Below are 23,543 nucleotides of genomic sequence, written 5' to 3'. Positions count from 1 at the left end.
CCATACCCCTATGCGAATCGATATAATTACTGTTTTGCCGGAAATGATAGAAGGAGCGCTTAATTGTTCCATTCTAAAGCGGGCGCAAGATAAAGGACTGGTGCAGTTCGGCCTGCACAACCTGCGTGATTACACGCTCGACAAGCACCGTCGTGTGGACGATTACCCTTTTGGAGGCGAAGCGGGGATGGTGTTGCAAATCGAACCGGTAGACCGCTGTATCAGTCACCTGAAATCGCAGCGAGATTACGATGAAGTGATTTTCACTACGCCCGATGGCGAACAGTTTTCGCAAAAAACCGCCAACGAATTGTCGCTTCTGGAGAACCTTATCATACTTTGCGGGCACTACAAGGGTGTGGATTACCGGGTACGGGAACACCTGGTAACCCGTGAAATATCCATCGGCGATTTTGTGCTTACCGGAGGGGAACTCGCCGCAGCCATGATTGCCGATGCCGTTGTCCGGGTAATCCCCGGGGCTATTGGTGATGAGCAGTCGGCACTCTCCGATTCGTTTCAGGACAATTTGCTGGCACCCCCCGTTTATACCCGTCCCGCGGAATACAAGGGCTGGCGTGTACCCGATGTGCTTCTTTCGGGGCACGAACGTAAAATTGCAGAATGGCGGCTGGAACAGGCGCATGAACGTACAAAACGGTTGCGTCCCGATTTGCTTGGACGTTGAGCAATTAATAAAATTTAACCTTGTCTGGCGCAGCGTTTTTCTTAAAACTGCATCTGAATAAAAGAGGTCAGTCTCAAATTTGATAACCTAAAAAATAGCATTATGAGGCAAAATTGGATAAGAAACATTGTGGGCGGATTGAGTTTTACAACAGCGCTTTTTATATTTCAGGCTTGTTACGGTACGCCGCAGGATTTTGGCTTGGATGTGTTTGTAGAAGGCAAAGTAGTTTCCAAAACAACCGGCGAACCCATTAAAGGCATCAAAGTTTCGGCGGCCTCATTGCAACATACGGTGACCGACGACAAGGGGATGTTTTCTTTTTACACCGTCAAATCGGATCAGCTTCAAATCAGTTTCGAAGATGTGGATGGAGTCGACAACGGAACATTTATCAGGAAAGACAGCCTCGTCTCTATCGTGAAAGATAAAATCTACCTCGATATTAAACTGGAAAACGGGAAATGATTCCGTCTGTTAAACGCGCCTTGTTCCGGAAGTTCAAAGCGGTTGAAACGCGGCGCCACGAGCTTAGCTACCTTTTCTGGGAGTGCACGACCCGGTGCAACCTGGATTGTTTGCATTGCGGAAGCGATTGTTCAAAGCAAAGTAACTATCGGGATATGCCGATGGAAGATTTTCTGAAAGCTCTTGACACCATTAAAAACCCTGCAAAAAACCTGATGGTTGTCGTTACCGGCGGTGAACCGTTACTGAGAAAAGATCTGCCTGCGTGCGGACGTGAAATCCGCCGGCGCGGAATGCGCTGGTCCATGGTTTCTAACGGGTATTTTTACGATGAAGCGGTACATAATTCGTTACTCAACGCCGGTTTGGGAGCGCTTACCATCAGCTTGGACGGGTTGCCGGAGTCACACAACTGGTTGCGAAACAATCCGCGAAGTTTCGACAGGGCGGTCGCGGCAATCGACCTGGCAGTCCGTTCGCTCCGGTTAAACTTCGATGTGGTCACGTGTGTCAACAAAAAAAATATTTCGGAACTTTCCCTAATCAAGGAGTTTCTTAAAAGCCACAAGGTGAAGGCATGGCGGCTATTTACCATTATTCCGATAGGACGGGCGGTCCAAAACGAGGAGTTGTCGCTCTCGGATGAGGAATTTGTTTATTTGATGGATTTTATTCGGGAGTTGAGGGAGAATGAGGACGATATCGATGTGAAGTTCAGTTGCGAAGGATTTGTGGGGAAATACGAATGGAAAGTCCGGGAGAGTTTCTATTTCTGCAGGGCGGGTATCAATATCGGCTCTATCCTCATTGACGGCTCCATATCGGCTTGTCCCAATATCGATCGCTCTTTTTCACAGGGAAACATTTACACCGATAATTTCAACGACGTATGGGAACAACGTTTCAACTCTTTTCGCGACAGGAACTGGATGCGCGTGGGTCAATGCAAAGATTGCAGGCGTTTCAAGGATTGCCAGGGAAACGGTTTTCATAACTGGCACGGCAGTAAACAAAATGTATTGGTTTGCCATCGGTCGAAAATAGAAAACGCGCATTATTAATTCTTTGAACTGAAAGTCGTCATTTTGTTGGTTATTAGGAGTTTTAATTTTTACATTTCTTTTGTCATTTAGAAACTCGATTATTTCTATTTGTTAGTTATTTTCAAAAGATACACTTAAATTCTTTTGTCATTTCGTCTTTTTGTCATAATTTTGGGGTATAATGCCAATACACATTAATACCACTATTATGAATTTAAACGACTATCCTGCGGAGCCTTTCCGCATAAAAACGGTGGAAACCGTTAAAATGATCTCCCGTGAAGAACGGGAAAAAGTTATCCAGGAAGCCGGATACAACACTTTCCTGATCAACTCCGAAGATGTGTATATTGATTTACTGACCGATAGCGGAACCAATGCCATGAGCGACAGGCAGTGGGCCGGTATGATGATGGGCGACGAAGCCTATGCCGGAAGCAAGAACTTTCATCATCTGGAACAAGTCGTGCAGGAAATTTTCGGATTCAAACACCTGGTGCCTACGCATCAGGGGCGCGGGGCTGAGAACCTGCTCTCGCAAATTGCCATTAAACCCGGGCAATTCGTACCCGGAAACATGTATTTCACCACCACGCGTTATCACCAGGAGCGCAACGGCGGAATTTTTGTCGATATCATCCGCGATGAGGCGCACGACGCCGGATTGGACATTCCGTTTAAAGGAGACATCGACCTGAACAAACTGCAAAAACTTATCGACGAAAAAGGGGCTGAGAACATTGCCTATGTCTGCCTCGCCGTTACCGTGAATCTGGCGGGCGGGCAGCCTGTTTCCATGAAAAACATGCGGGAGGTGAGGCAACTGGCCGATAAATACAAGATTAACGTGTTTTACGATGCCACCCGATGCGTGGAGAATGCCTATTTCATCAAAGAACGGGAAGAGGGCTTTGCCGGTAAATCGATCCAGGAAATCGTCCGCGAAATGTTTAGTTATGCCGATGGTTGCACCATGAGCGGAAAGAAGGACTGTCTGGTGAATATCGGCGGTTTTTTGTGCATGAACGATGAGGACCTGTTTGCCGCTGCAAAAGAACTGGTGGTGGTTTACGAGGGAATGCCTTCATACGGCGGAATGGCCGGACGCGATATGGAAGCCATGGCTATCGGATTGCAGGAATCTACGCAAGTTGAATATATAGAGCACCGCATCAAGCAGGTCCGTTATTTGGGTGATAAACTCAAAGCGGCTGGAATTCCTATTATAGAGCCTGTTGGGGGCCACGCCGTTTTCCTGGATGCGCGCCGTTTCTGCCCGCACCTCACGCAAGATCAATTCCCGGCGCAAAGCCTGGCGGCAAACCTCTACGTAGAATCGGGCGTTCGAAGCATGGAGCGAGGCATCGTTTCTGCCGGACGCGATAAAAACACGGGCAAAAACCATGCGCCCAAGTTGGAAACGGTTCGGTTAACCATTCCACGCCGTGTGTATACCTATCGTCACATGGATGTGGTGGCCGATGCGGTTATCAACCTGTATAAACACAAGGAAAAAATCAAGGGGCTTCGTTTTGTTTATGAACCCAGGCAGTTGAGGTTCTTTACGGCACGGTTTGAGGAGATCTGATGCGTTTTGTAATGCTTGGAATTTCCCTGCCTGAAATAGCCAATCTCGTGGCCTATGCTTTTAAGCTGTTGTTCGAGAAAAAGCAGGTTCTCCTCGTTACTCTGTTGCGAGACGGGCTTGTTCTGATAAAGGGAATAATCATCCCGGTACTGTTTCGGAGTGATGTTGGGCATCAGTACATTAGCGCCGATGAGGATGGCTTTTTCGCGGCCTTCCTTTTCAATGGATTGCAAGGCGGTGGTCGCGGCGATGTTGATATCGGGCATGAGGATACGCAGGAGGGCTACCATTTTAAGGCTTAAATTGAATCGTTCCCGCAGCGAAAGCAGTTCACTCTTGTTTTTGTAGAGTGGAGTCTGTGCATGTTCGATGTAGGGGCCCATACCACACATATCGATGTCGAATTGCTTCATAAACAACAAATCGTTTGCCAGGTCTTCGACAGTCTGAAACGGTAGGCCGATCATGACGCCTGTTCCTGTTTGGTAACCTATTTTTTTTAGCGATTCCAGGGCATTCAGGCGTTTGTCAAAACGGTGTGTATCATCGTCGGGATGTATTTTACGGTAAAGTTCTCCGGAGGAGGATTCGATACGGAGCAAATAGCGGCTGGCTCCGCTCTCAAACCACCGGCGATAGACCTCTTCAGGCTGTTCGCCGCAAGAGAGGGTAATGCCGATTTCCCGGTTGGTAATACGCATGGCTTCTTTCAGTAAGGAGTCGATCTTTCGGGTAAATGTATCCGACGTGAGTTCTCCGCTTTGGATGGCGACGGATCCCAATCCGTTTTCGTAGGCAAACCGGATAGCTTCCAATGCCTCATCGCAGGACAAACAGTACCGATGTGTGTGCGTGTTATCCCGGCGGATACCGCAATAATAACAATTCTTTTCGCAAATGTTGGAAAATTCGATCAGCCCGCGCAGATAAACGGTGTTGCCCACGTTCTCTTGTTTGATTTTAGCGGCATAATCAAACAAAAGTTGCTTTTCCTCACCCTCGGTGCAGAGTAGGCGGACTAAATCTTCTTGGAGAAGTTTCTGTTTATGCAATAGGGTTGGAATCATAAAAACATTCTCGTTGCCCGTTCAAAAATACCGTTTACATACGCGAGGACCATTCCGTAATTGGTGACTGGAATGTCCTTTTCCGTGAACGGTTTTATCCGGTTTATCAGTTGTTTGCGTGTAACCATGCATCCCCCACATTGGATGACGAGAGAATAATCGATGGGTGCAATCTCCGACAATCCGCCTACAACGGTGAACGATAGGTTTTTACCGGTGAAGTTCCGGAGGAGTTGCGGTATCTTCACCCGTCCGATATCGTCGCAGTTGGTTTGATGAGTGCAGCTTTCCAACATAAGGATATTATCCCCGTCTTTTAGTTTAGACAGGTGAGGAGTGCCTTGCAGGTAGTCATTGAAATCGCCTTTTTGTCGGGCAAACAGGATGCTGAAGCTTGTTAACGGAACGTTTTCGGGAATGCGTGTTGCCACATAGCCAAAGGCCTGACTGTCGGTAACAACAAGCGCTGGAGGTATACCTAGCTTCAGAAAATCGTCCAACTCGGTCTCTTTTACCACTACTGCAATGCAATGGTTATCCAGAGCATCGCGTATGGCCTGGTTTTGCGGCAGGATCAGTCGTCCTTCGGGAGCTTCGCTGTCAATGGGAGTTATGAACAATACTGTGTCCTTCGGTTTTACCAGATCGCCTATAAGCGTTCTGTGTTGTTGGCTTTCCCCGGGTATTATTTTCTTTAGTGCATCAATTATTTTCTCCGAATCTCCCGGATCTTTTGCACTGAAATCGAGAACCGAGGCATCGCTGTGGTGTTTTATTGCGGTTTTTGTGAGGGCAGCAATTTTTGACAGGTCGCTTTTGTTGTGAAGGATGAGGTAGGGGATACCGAATTTCCCAAAGTGCCGAATAAGCTCCAGTTCGTACTGTCCAAACTGATTTCCCGCAATCAGTAACACGGCGCAGTCCACTTTCTTTATCGCATCGAGTGATTTGTCGATGCGCTTTCTTCCCAATTCACCCGCATCATCAATTCCGGCGGTATCCACCAATACTACTGGGCCGATTCCAAGAATCTCGACCGATTTCTTTACCGGGTCGGTCGTCGTGCCGGGTATGTCGGATATTATAGCGGTCTCCTGCCCCGTGAGCAGGTTGATCAGTGAGCTTTTACCGGTGTTCCGGCGGCCAAAAATGCCGATATGTGGTCTGGAATTGGTCATTTCCCCAATTAAAAATACAAATCCCGTTCTCCCCGTTTTATTTTTTCTATTCTTTCACGTACCTGATGTTGTACATTTTCGTTGAGTTCGTGAATGTTTTTTTCAATCACCTCCCATCCCTTTTCTGCGGTGTGCTCCGGTGCATAGTCCATCAGGTATTCGGCCAGCGTGAGTATTGCGTTGGGAGTGCAGAACCGTTTGATGAAGCCAGGAACGGAGAACTCCATAAAGTGTTCACCCGTACGTCCCAGACGGTAGCAGGCCGTACAGAAGGACGGTAGCATATCCTGCTGAAGCAACTCGTCGATGATTTCGTTGAGTGATCGGTCGTCGTTTATACGGAATTGCCCTTTTTTGAGATCATGGTTTTGCTCCTTTTCAGCGTAACTGCCCAATTCAATTTTTGTTCCACCGTCGATTTGCGATACCCCGAACTGAATCAGTTGGTTACGAAGCTCCGCGGGTTCGCGGGCTGTAAGAATCATTCCCGTGTATGGAACAGCCAACCGGAGTATAGCTACCAACCGGGTAAAATCTTCGTCCGACACGAAATATTCATCGCCCAAATCAAGCATTGATGCGTCTTTGATCCGGGGGAACGAAATGGTGTGTGGCCCTACGTTGTAGCATGCCTCCAGATGATTGGTGTGGCGAACCAGCCCCATCACCTCGAACCTCCAGTCGTACAATCCGAAAAGTGCACCTATCCCCACATCGTCCAGTCCGGCTTCCAACGCCCGGTCGAGTGAAGTCAGGCGGTAGTCGAAATCAGCCTTTTTACCGCGTAAATGATAGGTCTTGTATGCTTCGCGGTGATAGGTTTCCTGAAACACCTGATAGGTGCCGATACCGGCTTCTTTCACCGTACGGAACCCTTCTATGTCTAGTGGGGCCGCGTTAATGTTTACACGGCGGATTTCGCCGTTGCCTTTCTTCACGCTGTATGCGATTTTTACAGTTTGGGCAATGAATTCAGGGCTGTATTGCGCATGTTCGCCGTAAACGAGAATCAATCGCTTTTGTCCATTATCTTCCAGTACTTCTATCTCTTTTACCAGTTCTTTGTCTGAGAGCGTTTTACGAACGGCATCCCTGTTAGAAGCCTTAAATCCGCAGTAAGCACAATTGTTGGAGCACTTATTGCCCACATAAAGAGGTGCGAACAGCACGATTCGGTTCCCGTAAATTTTTTTCTTAAGTTCCCTGGCACCCTCCTTAATGAGTTGTACCGACCCCGGATCGGTAGCATTGATAAGTATGGCCACTTCTTCGAGATTCAGCCTGCTTTTTGCGAGTGATTTTTCAACCACTTCTTTCACCTTGACGGGTGTGGAGATTGTTTTGTTGAGGAAATCCCAGATCTCGCCTGTATCGATGAAGGGTTGCATCGGTGCATCGGGAATGGCGTATTTTTCCGGGGTAAATTTCATAAAATGTTTATTCACAAGGTGAACTGCAAAATTACAAAATTTATTCCATCAATCACAGAACTTTCTCGTGTTCTGTACTGGAAAATCAACTAATGCATAAATTTTCCCACATGTTTGGGTTTCGACTCCTCCATTTCTTCTTTCAATTTCTGCACAGCTTCCTGAAGCTTATCGGATTCTTTTCGTTCGGAAATCAGCATGGATAAAAGGATAGAAATAATCAAGGTACCGATGATAACCGCTAGCGAGACCCATGAATGGTGTGCAAAAAATTCTCCTACCGAATGCACGGAACTCAGCAGCATTTTCATGCCTATAAACAAGAGAATGAAACTCACACCTGTTTTCAAGTAACGGAACATTCCCATAATTCCTTTCAACGCGAAAAAAAGCGATATTAAGCCCATCACTGCGAAAACATTGGAAGAAATGGCAAGAAAGTTCTCTTCACTGAGTGTAAGGACGTTGTTTATACCTTCTTTTATAACGCCGATAATAGCCGGAATAGAGTCAACAGCAAACAAGATGTCGGTGGAGCCGATAACAAGCAAGGCAAGAAAAATATTGGTTAAGTGGATTTTTCCGTTTATTTGAGTGAAAAAATGAGGCGAATGTATGTCGGGATCGATGGGGAATAACCTGGAAGCTCCCTTGTACAGAATGTTCGATTTGGGATTTACGTTTTCATCTTCTTTCGAAAAAGCCATCTTGTATGCCGTCCAAATCAAAACAACACCAAATATGTAGATAATCCAGTGAAAGCGTTCTACCAGTTCCATTCCCACCAGTATAAAAAGAATTCTTAGTACAACCGAAATCAAAATTCCCAGTTTCAGTAACTTTGGTTGGTTTTTCGGATGAATGCCCATCATTGAAAAGATCAGTATAAATACGAAAAGATTATCCACGGATAACGAATATTCCGTCAAATACCCCGAGATAAATTTTGTCATCATTACAGGACCGGTTCGCACCGTGCTTTCCGGATTCTGAGGGAAGAGAAAATAAAGAGAAGCTCCAAATGCTATTGCTACGGAAATCCATACGGCTGTCCAGGTTAAGGATGATTTCACACTAATTGTTCTTTGGCGGTGGGAAGTCACGTAGAGGTCTATTCCATACACAATGATGAAGATGGCTATAAAAGCAATCCAGTAAAGTGCTATTGCATTCATAAAAAAAGAAGAGAATTACCGTTGTTTTTTAATGGTCTCTACGATTTTAAAGGGTAGATGTTCTGCCGGATAAAAATCAGCTAAAATTACACTGAATTTCCATCCGTTATTCTTAATCCGGTTTAAATTAAGTTAAAAGCCAGGAGCATCTTCGCTTCTGGCTTTTTGATTACGTGAACGATGTGTAATCCACGGTCAATTAAAATCGTCAGAAAACCTGTTTATTTCCTGATCACTCATATCTCCGGCAATAATAACCTTGTGTTTAAAAGTTACTTTCTCACCGCTGGACAACTTCAATTCAACCGGGTCCGAATTCTTATCCACAACCTTTCCCCCCAGATTGTTGGCTGCAAATAATCCATAACCTCTTGCGTGAGACCATGCCGGATAATTAGGGTTGTTTTTATTGTCCATGATAACGATGGTGATTGTTTCGCCTTCCTTATCAGCTTTTAAAGCAACCCATTTGCTCCTTTTTCCCCAGACGTCTCCCCCTGTTAAACCTTCTGCATTTCTGTAGAATCCATTTACACCTTCGTTATTCAGGGCCGGAGTTTCTGTTACATTTCCGTTTGCATCTAAAAACTTCTCAGCTTTTTGAGTCGGTTCCTCGAAAGTTCTGTCTACCCTCAAACCGATCAGCCCTTCTTTGTTCCCTGTAAAAGTTACTTCCTTATTTGCTGTCAGTTCTGTAACTCTTTCAATCGTCCTGATATCGTTTTTCAGCCCTTCAAAGATGTAGGTCGTCTTTTCATTCAATAAAATACTTCCATTATTATCTGTCCATTTTGATTGAACAACCAATCTCCCTTTCCGGTTATCTGCTTCAATAACTTTATCAAACAAAATTATCCCATATTTATCTTTATCTTCCGGTTTTATGGAATAGGAGTTATTCCAGAAATCAAGTCCGTTTACATTACCGAAATTAAACCATAATCCAATGTGATGTGGATGATCGGTTCTCTCAAAAGGCCTTGGATTCAAGGGGAACCCTCTTGTGATAAATTTTCCGGAGGGTGTTTTTATAGGATAAAGACATGGCTTTTCCAGGTTTTCCGGATAAATAAACGATGTAAAATAAATATCGTTTACGTATACCTCAACTGCCTTTTTTTCTTCGCTGACATTAAACCTGACGTTTGTTGAAGTGCCTTGGCAGCTTACATGCATTATCAGCGCTGCAATGATTAGGGCTTTAACTGTTTTTTTCATCTTTTGAATTATAGCAACTTATTGACTTTGTTTCGTATGTTCAATAATTGCAACAACATATGTAAAAGTTCAGTTTAATACATACCTGTTACAACCGCTTGTATTCTTTTTTTCATTAATACTTGAATACTTTCCCTCCTGCCATTACCTGTTTTTGTTTTTCATCGAATGTGGCGCGTTGTCCGGTGCGTAAGGCGGCCGTAACCATGATATCGGCGATAGAGTGGTTGTAGCCTGCTTCCACGGGAGCATTTGTTTTTACATTGCCGGCCCTCACACAGTCCATCCAGTTTTTCATATGCGCATTTGTGAGCGGGTCTGAGCCTGTGTCTGAGCCTGTTTCCACACTTATCTTCGGTAATTCGAAAGTATCAAGCATAAAGGGTTTCATTCCCATATCGCCTGCGTGCCTTTCTGTCAATCCGCCATCATTGTTGATGATGTTGGTGTCCAGGTCAAGTTTCCCCCCGTTGGAGAAATACCACTCTTTTGTCCCTCCCGACGAGTTGTTTTGCCTGGAGGAATAAATTACCTGGAATCCTTCTCCCGGTTCTTTTTCTTTGGCGTGTCCATAATCAAAAACAGCAGTCATGGTATCGTAGTTGGTTCTTCCGTCGTTCCACATGTAGATCCCGCCGTTTGCCACTACCGACCGGGGATAATCCAGTTCTGAGAACCAGTGTACGGTATCGATCTGATGTGCCATCCATTGGCCGGGTATGCCGGATGAATAGGGCCAGAACAGGCGGTATTCCAGGTATTTTCGCGGATCCCACGGTTCGTAGGGGCGGTTCATCAAAAAGCGTTTCCAGTCGGTATCCTGTTCGCGGATTTCTCTGGTGAGTTGGGGTAAACGCCATCGTCCGGGCTGGTTGACGTTCCATGTCATTTCCACGGCAATGATCTTGCCGAATTTTCCCGATTTAATGTAGTCGTATGCAGCGTGGTAATTTGTTCCGCTCCGGCGTTGTGATCCAACCTGAATAACCTTGTTAGTCTCTTTGGCTGCTTTCAACGCAAAGTTAGCATCGTCCATAGTTTCAGCGAAAGGTTTTTCCACATATACATCACATCCGGCCCTGACTGCTTCGGCGGTATGAAGCGCATGTTGAAAATCTGCGGTACTGATAATTACGGCGTCGGGCTTTTGAGACCAGAGCTCATCGGTGTTTCTGGCGGTTCTGAGGTCTCCTCCGGCTTGCTCCTTGTACCAGGCTTGTCCTTCGTCTCGGCGACGATTCCAAATGTCGCAGACGGTAAAGAGTTCGAAGTTCATCTCTTTGGCATATTTGAGGAATGATTTCCCGAGTGCACCTCTGAATCGGTTGGAAAAACCCAATATGCCTACCCTCACTTTATCGTTGGAGCCGATGATATTGGCATAACTTTTAGCCGACATATTCATCGTGCTTCCCAGCGTTATTCCGGCCACACCGAGTGCCGATTTTTTTATAAAATCACGTCTTGAATTTTTCATCTCATTTAAAGCTTAAAATTGATCGTATTGAAATTAAATTATTTCAGTGTTGGCTCCCATCCGGGTTCATATTCCCGGTTCCATAGTTTCATAGCTTCCCGGTCAAACATACGCCCGGTTTTGTCATCGATATCAAAACCCTTACCGATACGATACGCTACATTGGCATAATGTACCATAGCATTACTGATGGACGCATCGTCAATGGGTGCGGTAAGTTTCGACTTACCCCTGATAGTATCGAAGAAGTTGATCACATGGCCGGTAGTCATGTCGCCACCTCCACCAAGTGCCGTACCTGCTTCACTTGAAGTAGAAGTTCTTTCTTTCATCACTTTCCCCCCTCGGTCGTAAAGAATGTATTTATCCCGGTTTACGAAGACGGTACCTTCACTGCCATAAATAATTGTTCCTCTGTCCGCTCCGTAGGTCTTGTGCCCGTTCCGGCTTTTACCATCCCACTTGATTATTTTGTCACCGGCAAAACGGAATGTAGCATCCATAGTGTCGTACATCTCCCATCCGTCGTTGGCGAAATGTCGCTTGGCGGCTTCCACTTCAACGTTTAGGGGGAAATCAACGTTCAGTGCCCAGCGTGCAACATCCAGTTCGTGTGTGGCGTTGTTGCCTGCTTCGGCCGTTCCGTAATCCCAGCCGTACCAATGCCAGTTATAATCCCAGGTCTCTTCGGTATAATCGCGGCGGGGTGCCGGCCCCTGAAACAACTCCCAATCCAGTCCGACAGGAATGGCCGCTTTTTTCTGGAGCGGTACTTCACCCCTTGTATTGGCATAAAAGGCTACTGCCTTATAGGGGTTTCCGATAACGCCGCGGTGTAGCTCCCTTATGATTTCAACGGTGTGATCCGAGGAACGTTGCTGGTTACCCATCTGCACTATCTTGTTGAATTTTTGGGCGGCTTTTACCAGAATTTCATTTTCGAACATGTTGTGGCTGCATGGTTTCTCAACATACACATGTTTGCCGGCTTTCATGGCCATTACGGAACCGGGCGTGTGCCAGTGGTCGGGTGTTGCGTTGAATACAGCATCCACTTTTTTATCGTCGAGCACCCGGCGTATATCGTTTTCGGATTTCGGTTGGTAGCTGATGTGTTTAGAAAAATTCTGCATTGCCCGGGTACGTTGCTTCTCCATCACATCACAGAGGTAAAGTAACTGTACATTAGCTCCCTTCAAGGCGATTGGTTCGTAAAACGCACTTAACCTGCGTCCCAGCCCAATGATGGCTACGTTTAACCTGTCGTTCGCTCCGATAATGCCGGCATAACTTTTTGCCGACATGTCCATTGTGCTTCCCAGTGCTATTCCTGCCACTCCGAGTGCCGATTTTTTAATAAATCCTCTTCTTGATTCCATATTTTTAATTATTGAGTTGTCTTTTTATCGTTTCCATTGCTGTCGGTATCTGGGTGTCAAAATCTATCCAGCGAGCTTCAATGGATATTTTTCCTCTATAACCCATTTTTTTAAGGGCATTGAAGTAAGGGCGAAAGTCCTCATCGTATGTACCCGGTACAGCCCTGTCCTGTTTTTCCGCAATATGAACATGCCTGATCAGCTTTCCATACTTTACAAGGGTATCCGGACTTTCGTTTTCCATTTTCATATGATACAGATCTGCCAACAGCATGAAGTGACGATGATTGATCTCTTTAACGATTTCTCCTCCTTCCGATACGGAATTGATAAAGTTGCATTCTGTAGTGTTAAGGGGTTCCAATACGATGATTATGTTGAATTTTTGAGCAATTAACGCCATTTTTTTGCCTAATTCGATGAATTGTGCCCGGCCTTTTTTGCGTGGAAATCCTTCGGGGATGGAACGTGAACCCCCACTTCCAAAGACAATTATTTCCACTCCGGCTCGTTGTGCCCTGCGGAAAGCGGTTTCTGCAAACGTTAAAATATCGTGGTGAGCAGCTTCATTACCAACGCTTTTCAGGTTTCCGGGGATAAAGCTGTTACAGGCTTTAACAGGCAAAGGGGAGTTGGCCAATTCATTCAATATTATCTCGAACTCTTCCTCGGGCTTTGTCGGTGCAAGAAATCTGGAGACACCTTCTTCCACATATGTGTATCCGTATTGCTGCATTTTTTCTCCGTTGGCAAGATTTGTACAGATTCCTATCTGAGTAGGCTTCAACTCACTTTTTACTACGTTGCATGCAGAAAAGAATACCGGAAGAAGGGCAACATAAAAACAGTGTTTTATGTGTTTCATGTGTTTCATTTTACGTGTTTGTCTCTGCAGAATTAAAAGATATGTTTGCCAAAATGTATTGCGAAGTTGAGAAAACGAACAGGAGTTTTCCCGGAAATATTCGGACAAATATAATGAAAATACTAATGTGTACGTAAACAGGATGAAATAAATAACTTGATCGACGTTAAATTATGTTAATGAGCTAGGGGTTTTTCCGGAAATATCGCCGACAAAAATAATAAAAATGCTAATGTGTACGTAAACAGAATGAAAAAACAAGTTAAGCTACAGTTAAATTTCGAATTTCAACAAAAATACCAATCCATTAAAGTGATTTCCTTTTAAAAGTAATTGTCCAATTTATGTGGATATGGTTGAAAAAAATGTAACTTTGCGATCCGAAGTATCCATATGTTGTCGGGAGGCTTTCTCAGGAAAAATGAAAGACCTGTTTTTATGTCAAAAATCAACTTAAAAGGGATAGGTGTTGCCCTGATAACACCGTTTAAAAAAGACAAATCAGTCGATTTCGATGCGTTGGGCCGGTTGATAGATTATCAGATAGATGGGGGAATTGATTACCTCGTTGCACTGGGAACTACCGCTGAAACCCCAACACTGACACGCGATGAGCGAACCGAAATTGTGCGATTCATCGTGGAGAGAAACAACAATCGTCTCCCCCTTATTGTAGGAGTTGGAGGAAACAATACCGCTGAAATCGTTCATGAACTCAAGGTATCATATTTCTCAAACATTGCAGGAGTATTATCTGTTACTCCATATTACAATAAACCCAGCCAGGAAGGGCTTTTTCAGCATTATCGTGCTTTGAGTGAGGTTTCACCACGGCCGATTATTCTGTATAATGTTCCCGGAAGAACCGGTGTGAATATGGAAGCCGAAACTACGTTGCGGCTGGCAAAATCTTGTCCGAATATTGTGGCCATCAAGGAAGCATCGGGGAAAATGGATCAGATCCTGCAAATTATTGCTGGCCGTCCCGAAGGATTCTCCGTTATCTCCGGCGACGATGGAATTGCATTTGATCTGATAAAATCCGGTGGAGTAGGAGTTATATCTGTTTTGGGAAATGCTTTGCCTAAAGAGTTTTCTGAAATGATACATCAGGCGTTAGCCGGTAATTTCAAGATGGCTGAAACGGAAAATGTGCGTTTTACAGAAGCTATCCGGTTGATTTTCAAAGATGGGAATCCTGCCGGAGTAAAATGCATGCTCAGTGAATTGGGTTACATCGAAAATGAACTCAGGCTGCCGTTGGTTGCGGTCTGTGATGAAACCAAGCAGCAAATAATTGAAGAATTGGAGAGGTTGAAAGTTCAGGTAATAGATAAAAAGTCTTAAAGTCTGACTTCTACATCTGATTTTGTAAATCACAAATCGTAACTAAATAATTATGTTTTCCGGAATTGTTGAAGAAGCTGCAACCGTGGTTGCATTGGAAAAAGACAAGGGTAACCTGCACATCACGTTAAGGTGCTCGTTCACGAGCGAATTAAAAATCGACCAGAGCATTGCGCACAACGGAGTTTGTCTGACAGTGGTATCCATAGAGGGTGATGCATACACCGTAACCGCCATTCAGGAGACGCTCGACCGCTCCAATCTTGGATTGTTGCAGGTGGGTAGCAAGGTGAATCTTGAACGTAGCATGAAAATGGACGGCAGGTTGGACGGGCATATCGTTCAGGGGCATGTTGACCAAACTGCCGTTTGTACCGATGTAGTTGAAGCAGATGGTAGTTGGTATTACACCTTCCAATACCGTTTTGATAAGGAGATGGCCAAGAAGGGATACCTGACGGTAGATAAAGGGTCGGTTACGGTGAATGGTGTAAGTTTAACCGTGGTGACACCCACCAAAGATACCTTTAAAGTGGCGATCATTCCTTTTACATACGAAATGACCAATTTTCATCAGATAGAAAAAGGTACAGTCGTCAACCTGGAATTCGACATTATCGGTAAATATATCAGCAGGATTGTGGCGTTGCAGTCCTAAACGACTAATGTATGGATTTTCTTGAATTTGTTTCCACCCGGCAGAGCGACCGAGCATTCGATCCCGATAGACCGGTCGAAAAAGAAAAAATTGAACGTATCCTCGAAGCTGCTCGGTTAGCACCGTCAGCATGCAATGCGCAACCCTGGCACATGGTTGTCGTGGATGATCCTGAACTGAAAAACAGAGTGGCAGATGCCACGTCTGCGCGTGCATTGGGTATGAACCATTTTACCAAGCAGGCCCCGGTCCATATTTTGTTGGTTGAGGAAAGAGTGAACCTCACATCGGGGATCGGAGGCTGGGTAAAACAAAAGGACTATGCACAAATGGACCTGGGAATAGTAGCGGCTCATGTCGTGCTGGCAGCTCATGCCGAAGGTTTGGGGTCTTGCATTGTCGGTTGGTTCAATGAGCCGAAGATGCGTGAATTGTTGTCAATCCCCGACTCTAAGAGAGTATGGCTTGACATTGTTGTCGGATACAGTACCCAAGCCGTTCGTCCCAAAAAACGCAAAACAAACGGCGAAATCATTTCTTATAATAAATACAAATAAACGCTCTTTAATCTTTTTAACACGAACTTTCTGTTCTTTTGTTGGTTGCATCGCAAAAAAACATCATCTTTGTACCCTAAAAATAAATTATGAAACAATCGACCAACGTCTTGTTGATTTTAATGAAAAAGAATGAACATAACAACTAAACGTCATCTCTCGTTACTTGTTTTCTTTACTGTCACCACCGCTATTTTTGCACAACAGGTAGGGTCTAACTCACCATACGGCAGGTACGGTTACGGCCTTTTGTCCAACCAATCGTTGGGTGCCTCCGAAGCTATGGGTGGAATCAGCTACGGACTCAGAAGAAGCCAGCAGGTGAATCCCGGAAATCCGGCATCATACTCCAAACTCGATTCACTTACGTTTATTTTTGACCTTGGTGTTTCGGGGCATTATGCTTCTTACAGCGACGGACTGAACAAGCAGAATTTTTACAACGGGAATCTCGATTATATTGCCATACAGTTTCCTGTCCTAAGCAAGGTTGGTGCCAGCATTGGGCTTTTGCCGTATTCGAAAGTAGGATATAACTATGGGCAGACACGTTCGCTTTCCGATATCGTTTACGAGGAAGTATTTCGTGGAACTGGAGGGTTGAGCCAGATTTATGCTGGAATTGCGTATGAACCCATTCCGTATTTCTCCGTTGGAGCTAACGTTTCTTATCTTTTTGGGAATTTCAGCTACAGCAGCGTGTCTGTGCCGAGAACTGCGACGGGTGCTACTATTGGTGAAGAAAAGAAAAAATATTCCATCCGGGATTTAAAATATGATTTTGGAGCACAGGTCACGTTCCCTGTCGACAAGACAAGTTCGTTTACGTTAGGAGCTGTTTTCAGTCCGAAATTAGCTTCAAAATCCGATGTTTATGCAACGGAAATGATGTTTCTGTCAGACCCTTATACCAATCCCTATCAAAATCCGAGTGAAGTGCTGCGTGATGATACTCTTTCCAGTCAGCAGTTTCATTTGCCGGCAACCTATGGATTGGGAGTAACTTATTCCAATACAAATCTGCTTGTAGGACTAGACGGAACTTTTCAGCAATGGAACGGATTGGATTATCCCGAGGTTTTAGACGGATTGACCCCTGAAAATCGGTTCAATAACGCTTACAGGATCAATGCAGGCGCAGAATACGTTGTCGATCCGTACAGCCGTGATTTTTTCAGTAGAGTACGCCTAAGGGCCGGTATTTCCTACGGAAATTCATATGCCAACGTCAGCGTTTATAATCCATCTACCAATCAAAGTGTAGGGGTTGGAGGTTTTAAAGAGTATGGAATTAACTTCGGATTGGGGTTGCCGTTCAGGGATTCTATGTCCGGAAGGTTGTCATTGCTTAATATCGGATTTGGTTACACATCCCAGCGTCCCGACTTGCCATACATGATTAAGCAAGATATGTTTAAAATTTCCTTGAACATGAATATCAATGAATTTTGGTTTTTCAAAAGACAGTTTAACTGATTTTTTGTATCTTTGTGACGTTTAAATTCAAAACAGATTAAACTTTTTATTTAACATATTGTCCTATTAACAACCAAAATCGGGATTAAAAAAAAATTAAAAAAAAGAATATGAGAAAATTATTATTATCAGGATTTCTTGCAATAGCAACCATTGCAGGTCTCAGCGCCCAGAAAGCAGGATACGATCCGGTAAAAGCTCCTTTCGGACATGGGGAAGACAGCGTAAAATGCCGTATGAATTTGAGCCTTATGACGACTTCTGCTAAGGCTGAAAATTATAAGGAAGCATTAACGCCCTGGAATGCTGTTTACGAGAACTGCCCCGCATCCAGTAGAAATATATATATATTAGGACCACGTATCTTCAAGAGTTTATATGCTTCGGAGACCGATGCTGCCAAAAAGAAACAATATCTCGATAAAACAATGGAGATATACGATACCCGACTGAAATATTATTCGGATGACAAAAAAGGTACCGTTTTGGCATACAAGGCCTATGACTATATGGAACTGATGGGTGATAAAGCGGATTCGAAGATTGTTTATCAATGGTTAGGGGAAGCCCTTAAGGAAATGAAATCGGAGATGGAACCTAAAGATGCTTATTCCTATTATATGGTTGCCTCACTTACTCAGTTTCTGACTGACCCGTCCAAGAAAAATCAGTATATAAGCGACTATTTTACCGTTGCCGGTTATGTAGACGAAGCTATCAGCAAAGCAAATGCCGCAAACGATAAAGCAAATGCCGATTACCTGGGACTGGTAAAAGAAGGTATTGTCAAAGCATTTGTTAGCAGTGGAGCCGGCGATTGCAAGACCCTCACGGATTACTATGCCGATAAGGTGGAACCCAACAAGGCAGACAAAGCATTTCTGAACGAAGTGATCAATGCCCTGGGATCGGTAGGTTGCAGTGAATCTGACTTGTATTTTACCGCGTCGGAATACCTTTACAAACTCGAACCTTCTGCCGGTGCAGCTATCGGGTTGGCTAACAAGAGCCTGAGAGATAAGGATTACGATACTGCCATCAAGTACTACCACGAAGGTGCCCAATTGGAAACAGACAAAAATAAAGCTTCCGATTACATGATGCAATTGGCAGGTATTTTTTCCAATCAACGTAACTTCGCCAAATCGCGCCAGGCCGCATACGATGCATTGGAATTCAATCCCAACAACGGAGAAGCGTATATCCTGATCGCACAGTTATATGCAGCATCGGCTCAAAACATTTTCCCGGAAACCGAAAAGAGAGGCCTCGTTTTCTGTGCGGCAGTTGACAAGTTACAAAAGGCCAGATCCGTTGATCCTAGCGTTAGCGGAAAAGCAAATGGCTTAATCAATACTTATTCCGGTTATTTCATGGATACCGAAACGGCTTTCATGATGGGTATCAAGGCAGGTGAGTCCGTTTTTGTCCCCGGATGGATAGGTGAGTCTACCACGGTAAGGTTGAAATAAAACCAGCGATTTGTTGAAAGAACGACAACAGATACATATATTAAAATACATAACAACCGCAGTTTTTGGGGTTGTTATGTTTCTTTTTATCGGATCGTGTGGAAAGAAAGATGAAAAGCTGGTCCATATGAAATTCGATCCGGAAACCATGCCTTCCATGGTTACGGATTCGGCCGTGCAGCTTATCTCCGACTCGGGGAAAACCCGTTATAAAATAGCAGCCGATGTGTGGGAAGTATATGACAAGGCCAAAGAACCGTTCTCTTATTTTCCCGAAGGCTTTTACCTGGAAAGATTCGATGATCGGTTTAATGTCGAAGCTACCGTTATTGCTGACACGGCCTGGCACTACAACGCAAAAAGCCTGTGGCGCGTGAAAGGGAATGTTGAGGTAAAGAATATGCAAGGGCACGAATTCAAGAGTGATGAGCTTTTTTGGGATCAAAAAACGGCTAAGATCTATTCCGATAAATATATCGAGATAAAACGGGGGGCGCTTGAACTGAAGGGATACGGTTTTGAGTCGAATCAGCAAATGACAGATTACCGGATCATGAGACCGCATGACGGCAGATTGCCGTTTGAAGAAGGACCAGTCGCAACAGACTCGGTGCAGTTACAATCTGATTCCATACAATGAGATTCAACAACCTTAATCCATAAACAATGTCTTTCACGTCGCTAATAATCGGATGGTTTATCTTACTCTTCCTGTCGGCGTTCTTCTCCGGTATGGAAGTGGCGTTTGTGTCATCGGATAAGTTGAGATTTGCGATGAGACAAAAGGACAAAGGATTTTACAACCTGATGTTGAATACCATTTATAGTCATCCGCGTCAGTTCCTGGCTACGCTTCTGCTCGGAAACCTCATGGTGCAGGTAGTTTTTATGTACCTGTCGTTGCTGGTAGCTTTCCCTTACATTCAGCAACATATTACACAAAATACTTTTGTGATTTTTCTACTTATAATCGTTGGAGCTACTCTCATTATCCTTCTTAGCGGAGAATTTCTTCCCCGGGCTGTTTTGGTACGTAAACCCAACTTCTGGGTACGCGTATTGGTTGTTCCGGCTTTCTTTTTTTACGTTCTGTTCTTTCCCGTTGCAAAAATTTTCGTCTCTTTTTCCAAAGCCGTTTTAGCTGTTTTCGGCGTGAGGTCCGACAGGACAACTGAGAATGCATTGGGCCGGCTGGAACTGGATTCGTATGTGAGAAAAGGGTTCGAAGAGATTTCTGACGAAAAAGAAGTGGATTCCGAAGTGAAAATTTTCAGGAACGCCCTCGATTTCTCTTCTATGCGCGTGCGTGATTGCATGGTGCCAAGAGCGGATATTGTGGCGATAAATGTGGACGAAGATATTGAAAAGCTGAAAGATTTGTTTATCGAGAGCGGTATTTCCAGAATTCTGGTATATCGGGAAGATATTGACGACATTATCGGATACATTCACGTTTGGGAAATGTTCGATGTCCCGCAGGACTGGACCAAGAGCATTGCCACAGTGTCTTTCGTCCCTGAAAGTATGCAGGCCAGCAAACTGATGAACGACCTCATGCAGCAGCGAAAAAGCATAGCCGTTGTAGTGGATGAGTTTGGAGGAACATCGGGTGTGGTGACTATGGAAGATCTGGTAGAGGAAATTTTCGGTGATATAGAAGATGAATATGACAACAAAGCCCGCTTTGTGAAACAGGAAGGTGATAAAGAGTTTGTGCTTTCGGGGAGGGTGGAAATTGATACCTTAAACGAAGATTATGGGCTCGATATTCCCGAATCGGAGAGTTATTCCACCGTTGCCGGGTATTTATTGCATCACACACAGCGGTTTCCTAAAACCTACGAAACAGTGATCATCGGAAAGTATATGTTCAAAATATTGAAAGTTACCGCCCGGAAAATAGAAGTGGTGCGGCTGACTATTAATTAAGGCTTTCACTCAGGAATCACTTTTTTCAAAAATATGGAGTTATCTTTCTAATTTTTATTAACTTTGCACTCTTGTTTAAAAGAATGTAAAATATTAATTGTTTATCAAAAACTCAGGATAGTTAAATGGCTACACTACAGAAGATTAGGGATAAGGGCGTGTTTTTGGTCGCCATTATCGGGATTGCGTTACTGGCATTTATTTTGGGAGACTTATTCACCTCGGGAAACACACTTTTTGCCAAATCGCGCGATAAAGCTTTCGTTGTAAACGGGCAGGTGATTTCTACTCAGGAATTCGCTGACAGGATTACCGAATGGGAAAGTTTTCAAAAAATGATCAGTGGACAGACTTCATTGGACGAAAATACATCTCAACAAATCCGGGAAGCGGTTTATGATCAGATGGTTCGTGAACGGATGCTCGACAACGAAGCGGCAAAACTTGGCTTAGCCGTTTCAAAAACAGAAATCAACGATCTGGTACACGGAGAAACGATATCGCCATTACTGCAACAGCTTCCTTTCTTTCTCGATCCGCAAACCGGTATGTTCGACAGGGAAGGCCTGATGCAATTCTTATCCACTGTAAACGCTCCGGTTGAGTCGCTACAGCCGGAAGAGAGAGCTGTAGTTGAGCAATACAAATCGATGTGGTTGTTCATCGAAAACATGGTAAAATATCAACGTCTTCAGGAAAAATACACTACGTTGCTTGCCAATGCCGTGATGGTGAACGATGTTGAAGCAAAAACCACTTTTGACTTGTCGCAACAAAATGCCGATATGGCCTATGTGATGAAGAGTTACTTCACCATACCCGATTCAACGGTCTCGGTTACCGATCAGGAAGTGAAATCGTTTTACGAAAAAAATAAAAACGCTTTCCGGATGAATGTCCCATTGGCCAAAATTACTTATTTTACGAAGGAGATCGTTCCCAGTGATGCTGATTTTGCCGAAATCGAAGCGCAAGCCAATGAAGCGTACCTGAAATTGGTGGAAACCGCAAATCCGGCTTCCGTAGTTGCCGATTATTCTGACATGCCGTTCAGGGATGTATATCTTTCTGCGAATTCACTGACTGAAGGTCAGAAATCATTTGTGGAGTCTGCATCTGTTTCAGACATCAAAGGCCCGGCTCGCGAAGGCGATGCATTTACTATTTATAAACTGTTGGACAAGACGGTAGCTCCCGACTCCGTTCATCTCAGAATGATGGCTATTCCCGATGCATCTATGGCGGGACAAGACAGTATCGTTACTCATTTTGTGGACAGTATTTTTAACGAGATTCAAAGCGGAAAATCATTTGCAGAAGTAGCAAACAGCTTGAATCCACAGTCTAATGGTGGTGATGTGGGCTGGGCTCGCGAGATTGATCTTGCACAAGCTGGAATTGATGTGGTGAAAGCCGCATTCAGTGCACCGGTGGGACAGGCTTTTAAAATGACAGTTCCCGGGCAACAAATTATTCTTCAGGTGGAAGAAAAAACCGTTCCTGTTCAGAAATATAAAATTGCAACGATCAATATGCCTGTTGTCGTCAGTGAAAAAACATCGAACAACGTAGATAACGAACTCAACCAGTTTGTTTCCGATCCCAACGTAAGCAAGAACTTCAATGAACTTGCCACCCAAAAAGGATATTTTGTTATGCCGGATGCGAGTGTTTCAGCAAACGATTTTTCGTTGATGCAGATCCCGGGATCACGTCAGGTCGTTACCTGGGCGGTAAACGAGAAAAAAATGGGAACCGTGCGTAAGTTCGACATTACCAATATGCGTATAATTGCCCGTGTAGATCAGGTTTATCCGGCTGGTGTGGCCCCCTTACAGGAGGTGGCAACGAGCATTCGTTCTCGACTGAGCAACGATAAGAAAGCCGAAAAAATCATTTCCGATCTGACTGCCAAAAACCTGACCAGTCTGGATGCTTATGCTACTGAAATGCAGTCGAATGTTGATACGGTAAAATTTGTCAACTTCACTACACGGAACATTACAGGATTGGGTTTTGAGCCGACCTTGAATGCTTTCTCTGCCTATGCACCGTTGAATACACTGATACCGCCTGCCAAAGGGAATATGGGCGTCTACGTGGTTAATGTGTTGAGCAGAACCCAGGGAACTGAAACCTATGATGCCAAGGCTCAGAAAGACCTGATTCAAAGTAACAATGCATATATGTTGCAGATGCAGTCTTTGGAGACCTTAAAAAAGAAACTGAAAGTGGAAGATAACCGTTACGTTTTCTTCTAAGTTTTTCGTTTCATAACAAAACAAGAAAGAGGGTGTCTCAAAAAATATGAGGCACTCTCTTTCTTTTTGTGCCCAGGCAATAAGAGCTGTCTCTTGTAAGAGTTTTTTCGAAACATTTGAGTTGACCATATGATATAATAAATAGATAAATAATATATTTATTCTATTAAAGCATTGTAAAATAAATCAAAATAATTATATTTGTGGCATATTAAGATTATATAGATAATTTAGGTTATAGAAATATTTCAAAGTATGAACGAAAAA

At 44.2% G+C, this 23,543-nt stretch carries 20 protein-coding genes; 12 read left to right on the top strand and 8 right to left on the bottom strand.

The window, feature by feature from the left end; genetic code table 11:
• The first annotated feature begins 10 nt into the window (after nt 1-10).
• The 4 genes from trmD to KCV26_01945 all read left to right on the top strand — a co-directional run bounded on the left by trmD (nt 11) and on the right by KCV26_01945 (nt 3,787).
• On the top strand, nt 11-688 hold the full coding sequence (trmD, locus tag KCV26_01960) for a tRNA (guanosine(37)-N1)-methyltransferase TrmD (protein ID WZX37180.1): 678 nt from the start codon (nt 11-13) through the stop codon (nt 686-688).
• 102 nt (nt 689-790) lie between these two features.
• A complete protein-coding gene (locus KCV26_01955; GenBank protein WZX37179.1) occupies nt 791-1,156 on the top strand; it encodes a hypothetical protein in 366 nt (121 codons plus the stop codon).
• A complete protein-coding gene (locus tag KCV26_01950; protein WZX37178.1) occupies nt 1,153-2,217 on the top strand; it encodes a TIGR04133 family radical SAM/SPASM protein in 1,065 nt (354 codons plus the stop codon). The genes KCV26_01955 and KCV26_01950 overlap by 4 nt, the downstream gene beginning before the upstream one ends.
• Before the next feature lie 190 nt (nt 2,218-2,407).
• Entirely contained in the window at nt 2,408-3,787 is a 1,380-nt protein-coding gene (locus tag KCV26_01945; GenBank protein ID WZX37177.1) for a tyrosine phenol-lyase, read from the top strand.
• Here KCV26_01945 and hydE read toward each other — a convergent pair.
• The 8 genes from hydE to KCV26_01905 all read right to left on the bottom strand — a co-directional run bounded on the left by hydE (nt 3,736) and on the right by KCV26_01905 (nt 13,576).
• Nucleotides 3,736-4,854 carry a [FeFe] hydrogenase H-cluster radical SAM maturase HydE gene (hydE, locus tag KCV26_01940; GenBank protein ID WZX37176.1) on the bottom strand — a complete coding sequence of 373 codons (1,119 nt, stop codon included), beginning with the start codon at nt 4,852-4,854 and terminating at the stop codon, nt 3,736-3,738. The two genes, KCV26_01945 and hydE, sit on opposite strands and share 52 nt — an antisense overlap.
• Nucleotides 4,851-6,032 carry a [FeFe] hydrogenase H-cluster maturation GTPase HydF gene (gene hydF, locus KCV26_01935; GenBank protein WZX37175.1) on the bottom strand — a complete coding sequence of 394 codons (1,182 nt, stop codon included), beginning with the start codon at nt 6,030-6,032 and terminating at the stop codon, nt 4,851-4,853. The genes hydE and hydF overlap by 4 nt, the downstream gene beginning before the upstream one ends.
• Before the next feature lie 8 nt (nt 6,033-6,040).
• Nucleotides 6,041-7,462 (bottom strand): [FeFe] hydrogenase H-cluster radical SAM maturase HydG, encoded by a 1,422-nt coding sequence (gene hydG, locus KCV26_01930; GenBank protein ID WZX37174.1) that lies wholly within the window; start codon nt 7,460-7,462, stop codon nt 6,041-6,043.
• An 89-nt stretch (nt 7,463-7,551) separates the two neighbouring features.
• A complete protein-coding gene (locus KCV26_01925) occupies nt 7,552-8,637 on the bottom strand; it encodes a TerC/Alx family metal homeostasis membrane protein (GenBank protein ID WZX37173.1) in 1,086 nt (361 codons plus the stop codon).
• A gap of 195 nt (nt 8,638-8,832) precedes the next feature.
• The gene (locus KCV26_01920) at nt 8,833-9,855 is read right to left on the bottom strand and encodes a PmoA family protein (GenBank protein WZX37172.1); all 1,023 of its coding nucleotides are present in this window, start codon (nt 9,853-9,855) and stop codon (nt 8,833-8,835) included.
• 115 nt (nt 9,856-9,970) lie between these two features.
• Nucleotides 9,971-11,332, bottom strand: coding sequence for a Gfo/Idh/MocA family oxidoreductase (locus KCV26_01915; GenBank protein ID WZX37171.1), 1,362 nt, complete (start codon nt 11,330-11,332; stop codon nt 9,971-9,973).
• 38 nt (nt 11,333-11,370) lie between these two features.
• A complete protein-coding gene (locus tag KCV26_01910; protein ID WZX37170.1) occupies nt 11,371-12,711 on the bottom strand; it encodes a Gfo/Idh/MocA family oxidoreductase in 1,341 nt (446 codons plus the stop codon).
• 4 nt (nt 12,712-12,715) lie between these two features.
• Nucleotides 12,716-13,576, bottom strand: a complete 861-nt coding sequence (locus KCV26_01905) for a sugar phosphate isomerase/epimerase (protein WZX37169.1) — start codon at nt 13,574-13,576, stop codon at nt 12,716-12,718.
• A gap of 438 nt (nt 13,577-14,014) precedes the next feature.
• Between KCV26_01905 and KCV26_01900 the strand changes: the two genes are divergently transcribed.
• The 8 genes from KCV26_01900 to KCV26_01865 all read left to right on the top strand — a co-directional run bounded on the left by KCV26_01900 (nt 14,015) and on the right by KCV26_01865 (nt 23,276).
• Entirely contained in the window at nt 14,015-14,923 is a 909-nt protein-coding gene (locus KCV26_01900; GenBank protein ID WZX37168.1) for a 4-hydroxy-tetrahydrodipicolinate synthase, read from the top strand.
• A gap of 52 nt (nt 14,924-14,975) precedes the next feature.
• A complete protein-coding gene (locus KCV26_01895) occupies nt 14,976-15,581 on the top strand; it encodes a riboflavin synthase (protein ID WZX37167.1) in 606 nt (201 codons plus the stop codon).
• A gap of 11 nt (nt 15,582-15,592) precedes the next feature.
• Nucleotides 15,593-16,138, top strand: coding sequence for a nitroreductase family protein (locus KCV26_01890; protein ID WZX37166.1), 546 nt, complete (start codon nt 15,593-15,595; stop codon nt 16,136-16,138).
• A gap of 132 nt (nt 16,139-16,270) precedes the next feature.
• Complete coding sequence (locus KCV26_01885) at nt 16,271-17,614, top strand: hypothetical protein (protein ID WZX37165.1); 1,344 nt, start codon at nt 16,271-16,273, stop codon at nt 17,612-17,614.
• 110 nt (nt 17,615-17,724) lie between these two features.
• On the top strand, nt 17,725-19,086 hold the full coding sequence (locus KCV26_01880) for a hypothetical protein (GenBank protein WZX37164.1): 1,362 nt from the start codon (nt 17,725-17,727) through the stop codon (nt 19,084-19,086).
• Nucleotides 19,087-19,099: 13 nt separating this feature from the next.
• On the top strand, nt 19,100-19,726 hold the full coding sequence (gene lptC, locus KCV26_01875; protein ID WZX37163.1) for an LPS export ABC transporter periplasmic protein LptC: 627 nt from the start codon (nt 19,100-19,102) through the stop codon (nt 19,724-19,726).
• A gap of 26 nt (nt 19,727-19,752) precedes the next feature.
• Nucleotides 19,753-21,015, top strand: a complete 1,263-nt coding sequence (locus tag KCV26_01870) for an HlyC/CorC family transporter (protein ID WZX37162.1) — start codon at nt 19,753-19,755, stop codon at nt 21,013-21,015.
• A gap of 125 nt (nt 21,016-21,140) precedes the next feature.
• Nucleotides 21,141-23,276 carry a SurA N-terminal domain-containing protein gene (locus KCV26_01865; GenBank protein ID WZX37161.1) on the top strand — a complete coding sequence of 712 codons (2,136 nt, stop codon included), beginning with the start codon at nt 21,141-21,143 and terminating at the stop codon, nt 23,274-23,276.
• Nucleotides 23,277-23,543 lie beyond the last annotated feature (267 nt).

This window comes from Petrimonas sulfuriphila (genome assembly GCA_038561985.1).
Taxonomy (GTDB): domain Bacteria; phylum Bacteroidota; class Bacteroidia; order Bacteroidales; family Dysgonomonadaceae; genus Petrimonas; species Petrimonas sulfuriphila.
The sequence above is the reverse complement of the archived record's forward strand: the minus strand, read 5'-3'. Positions and strand labels throughout refer to the sequence as shown.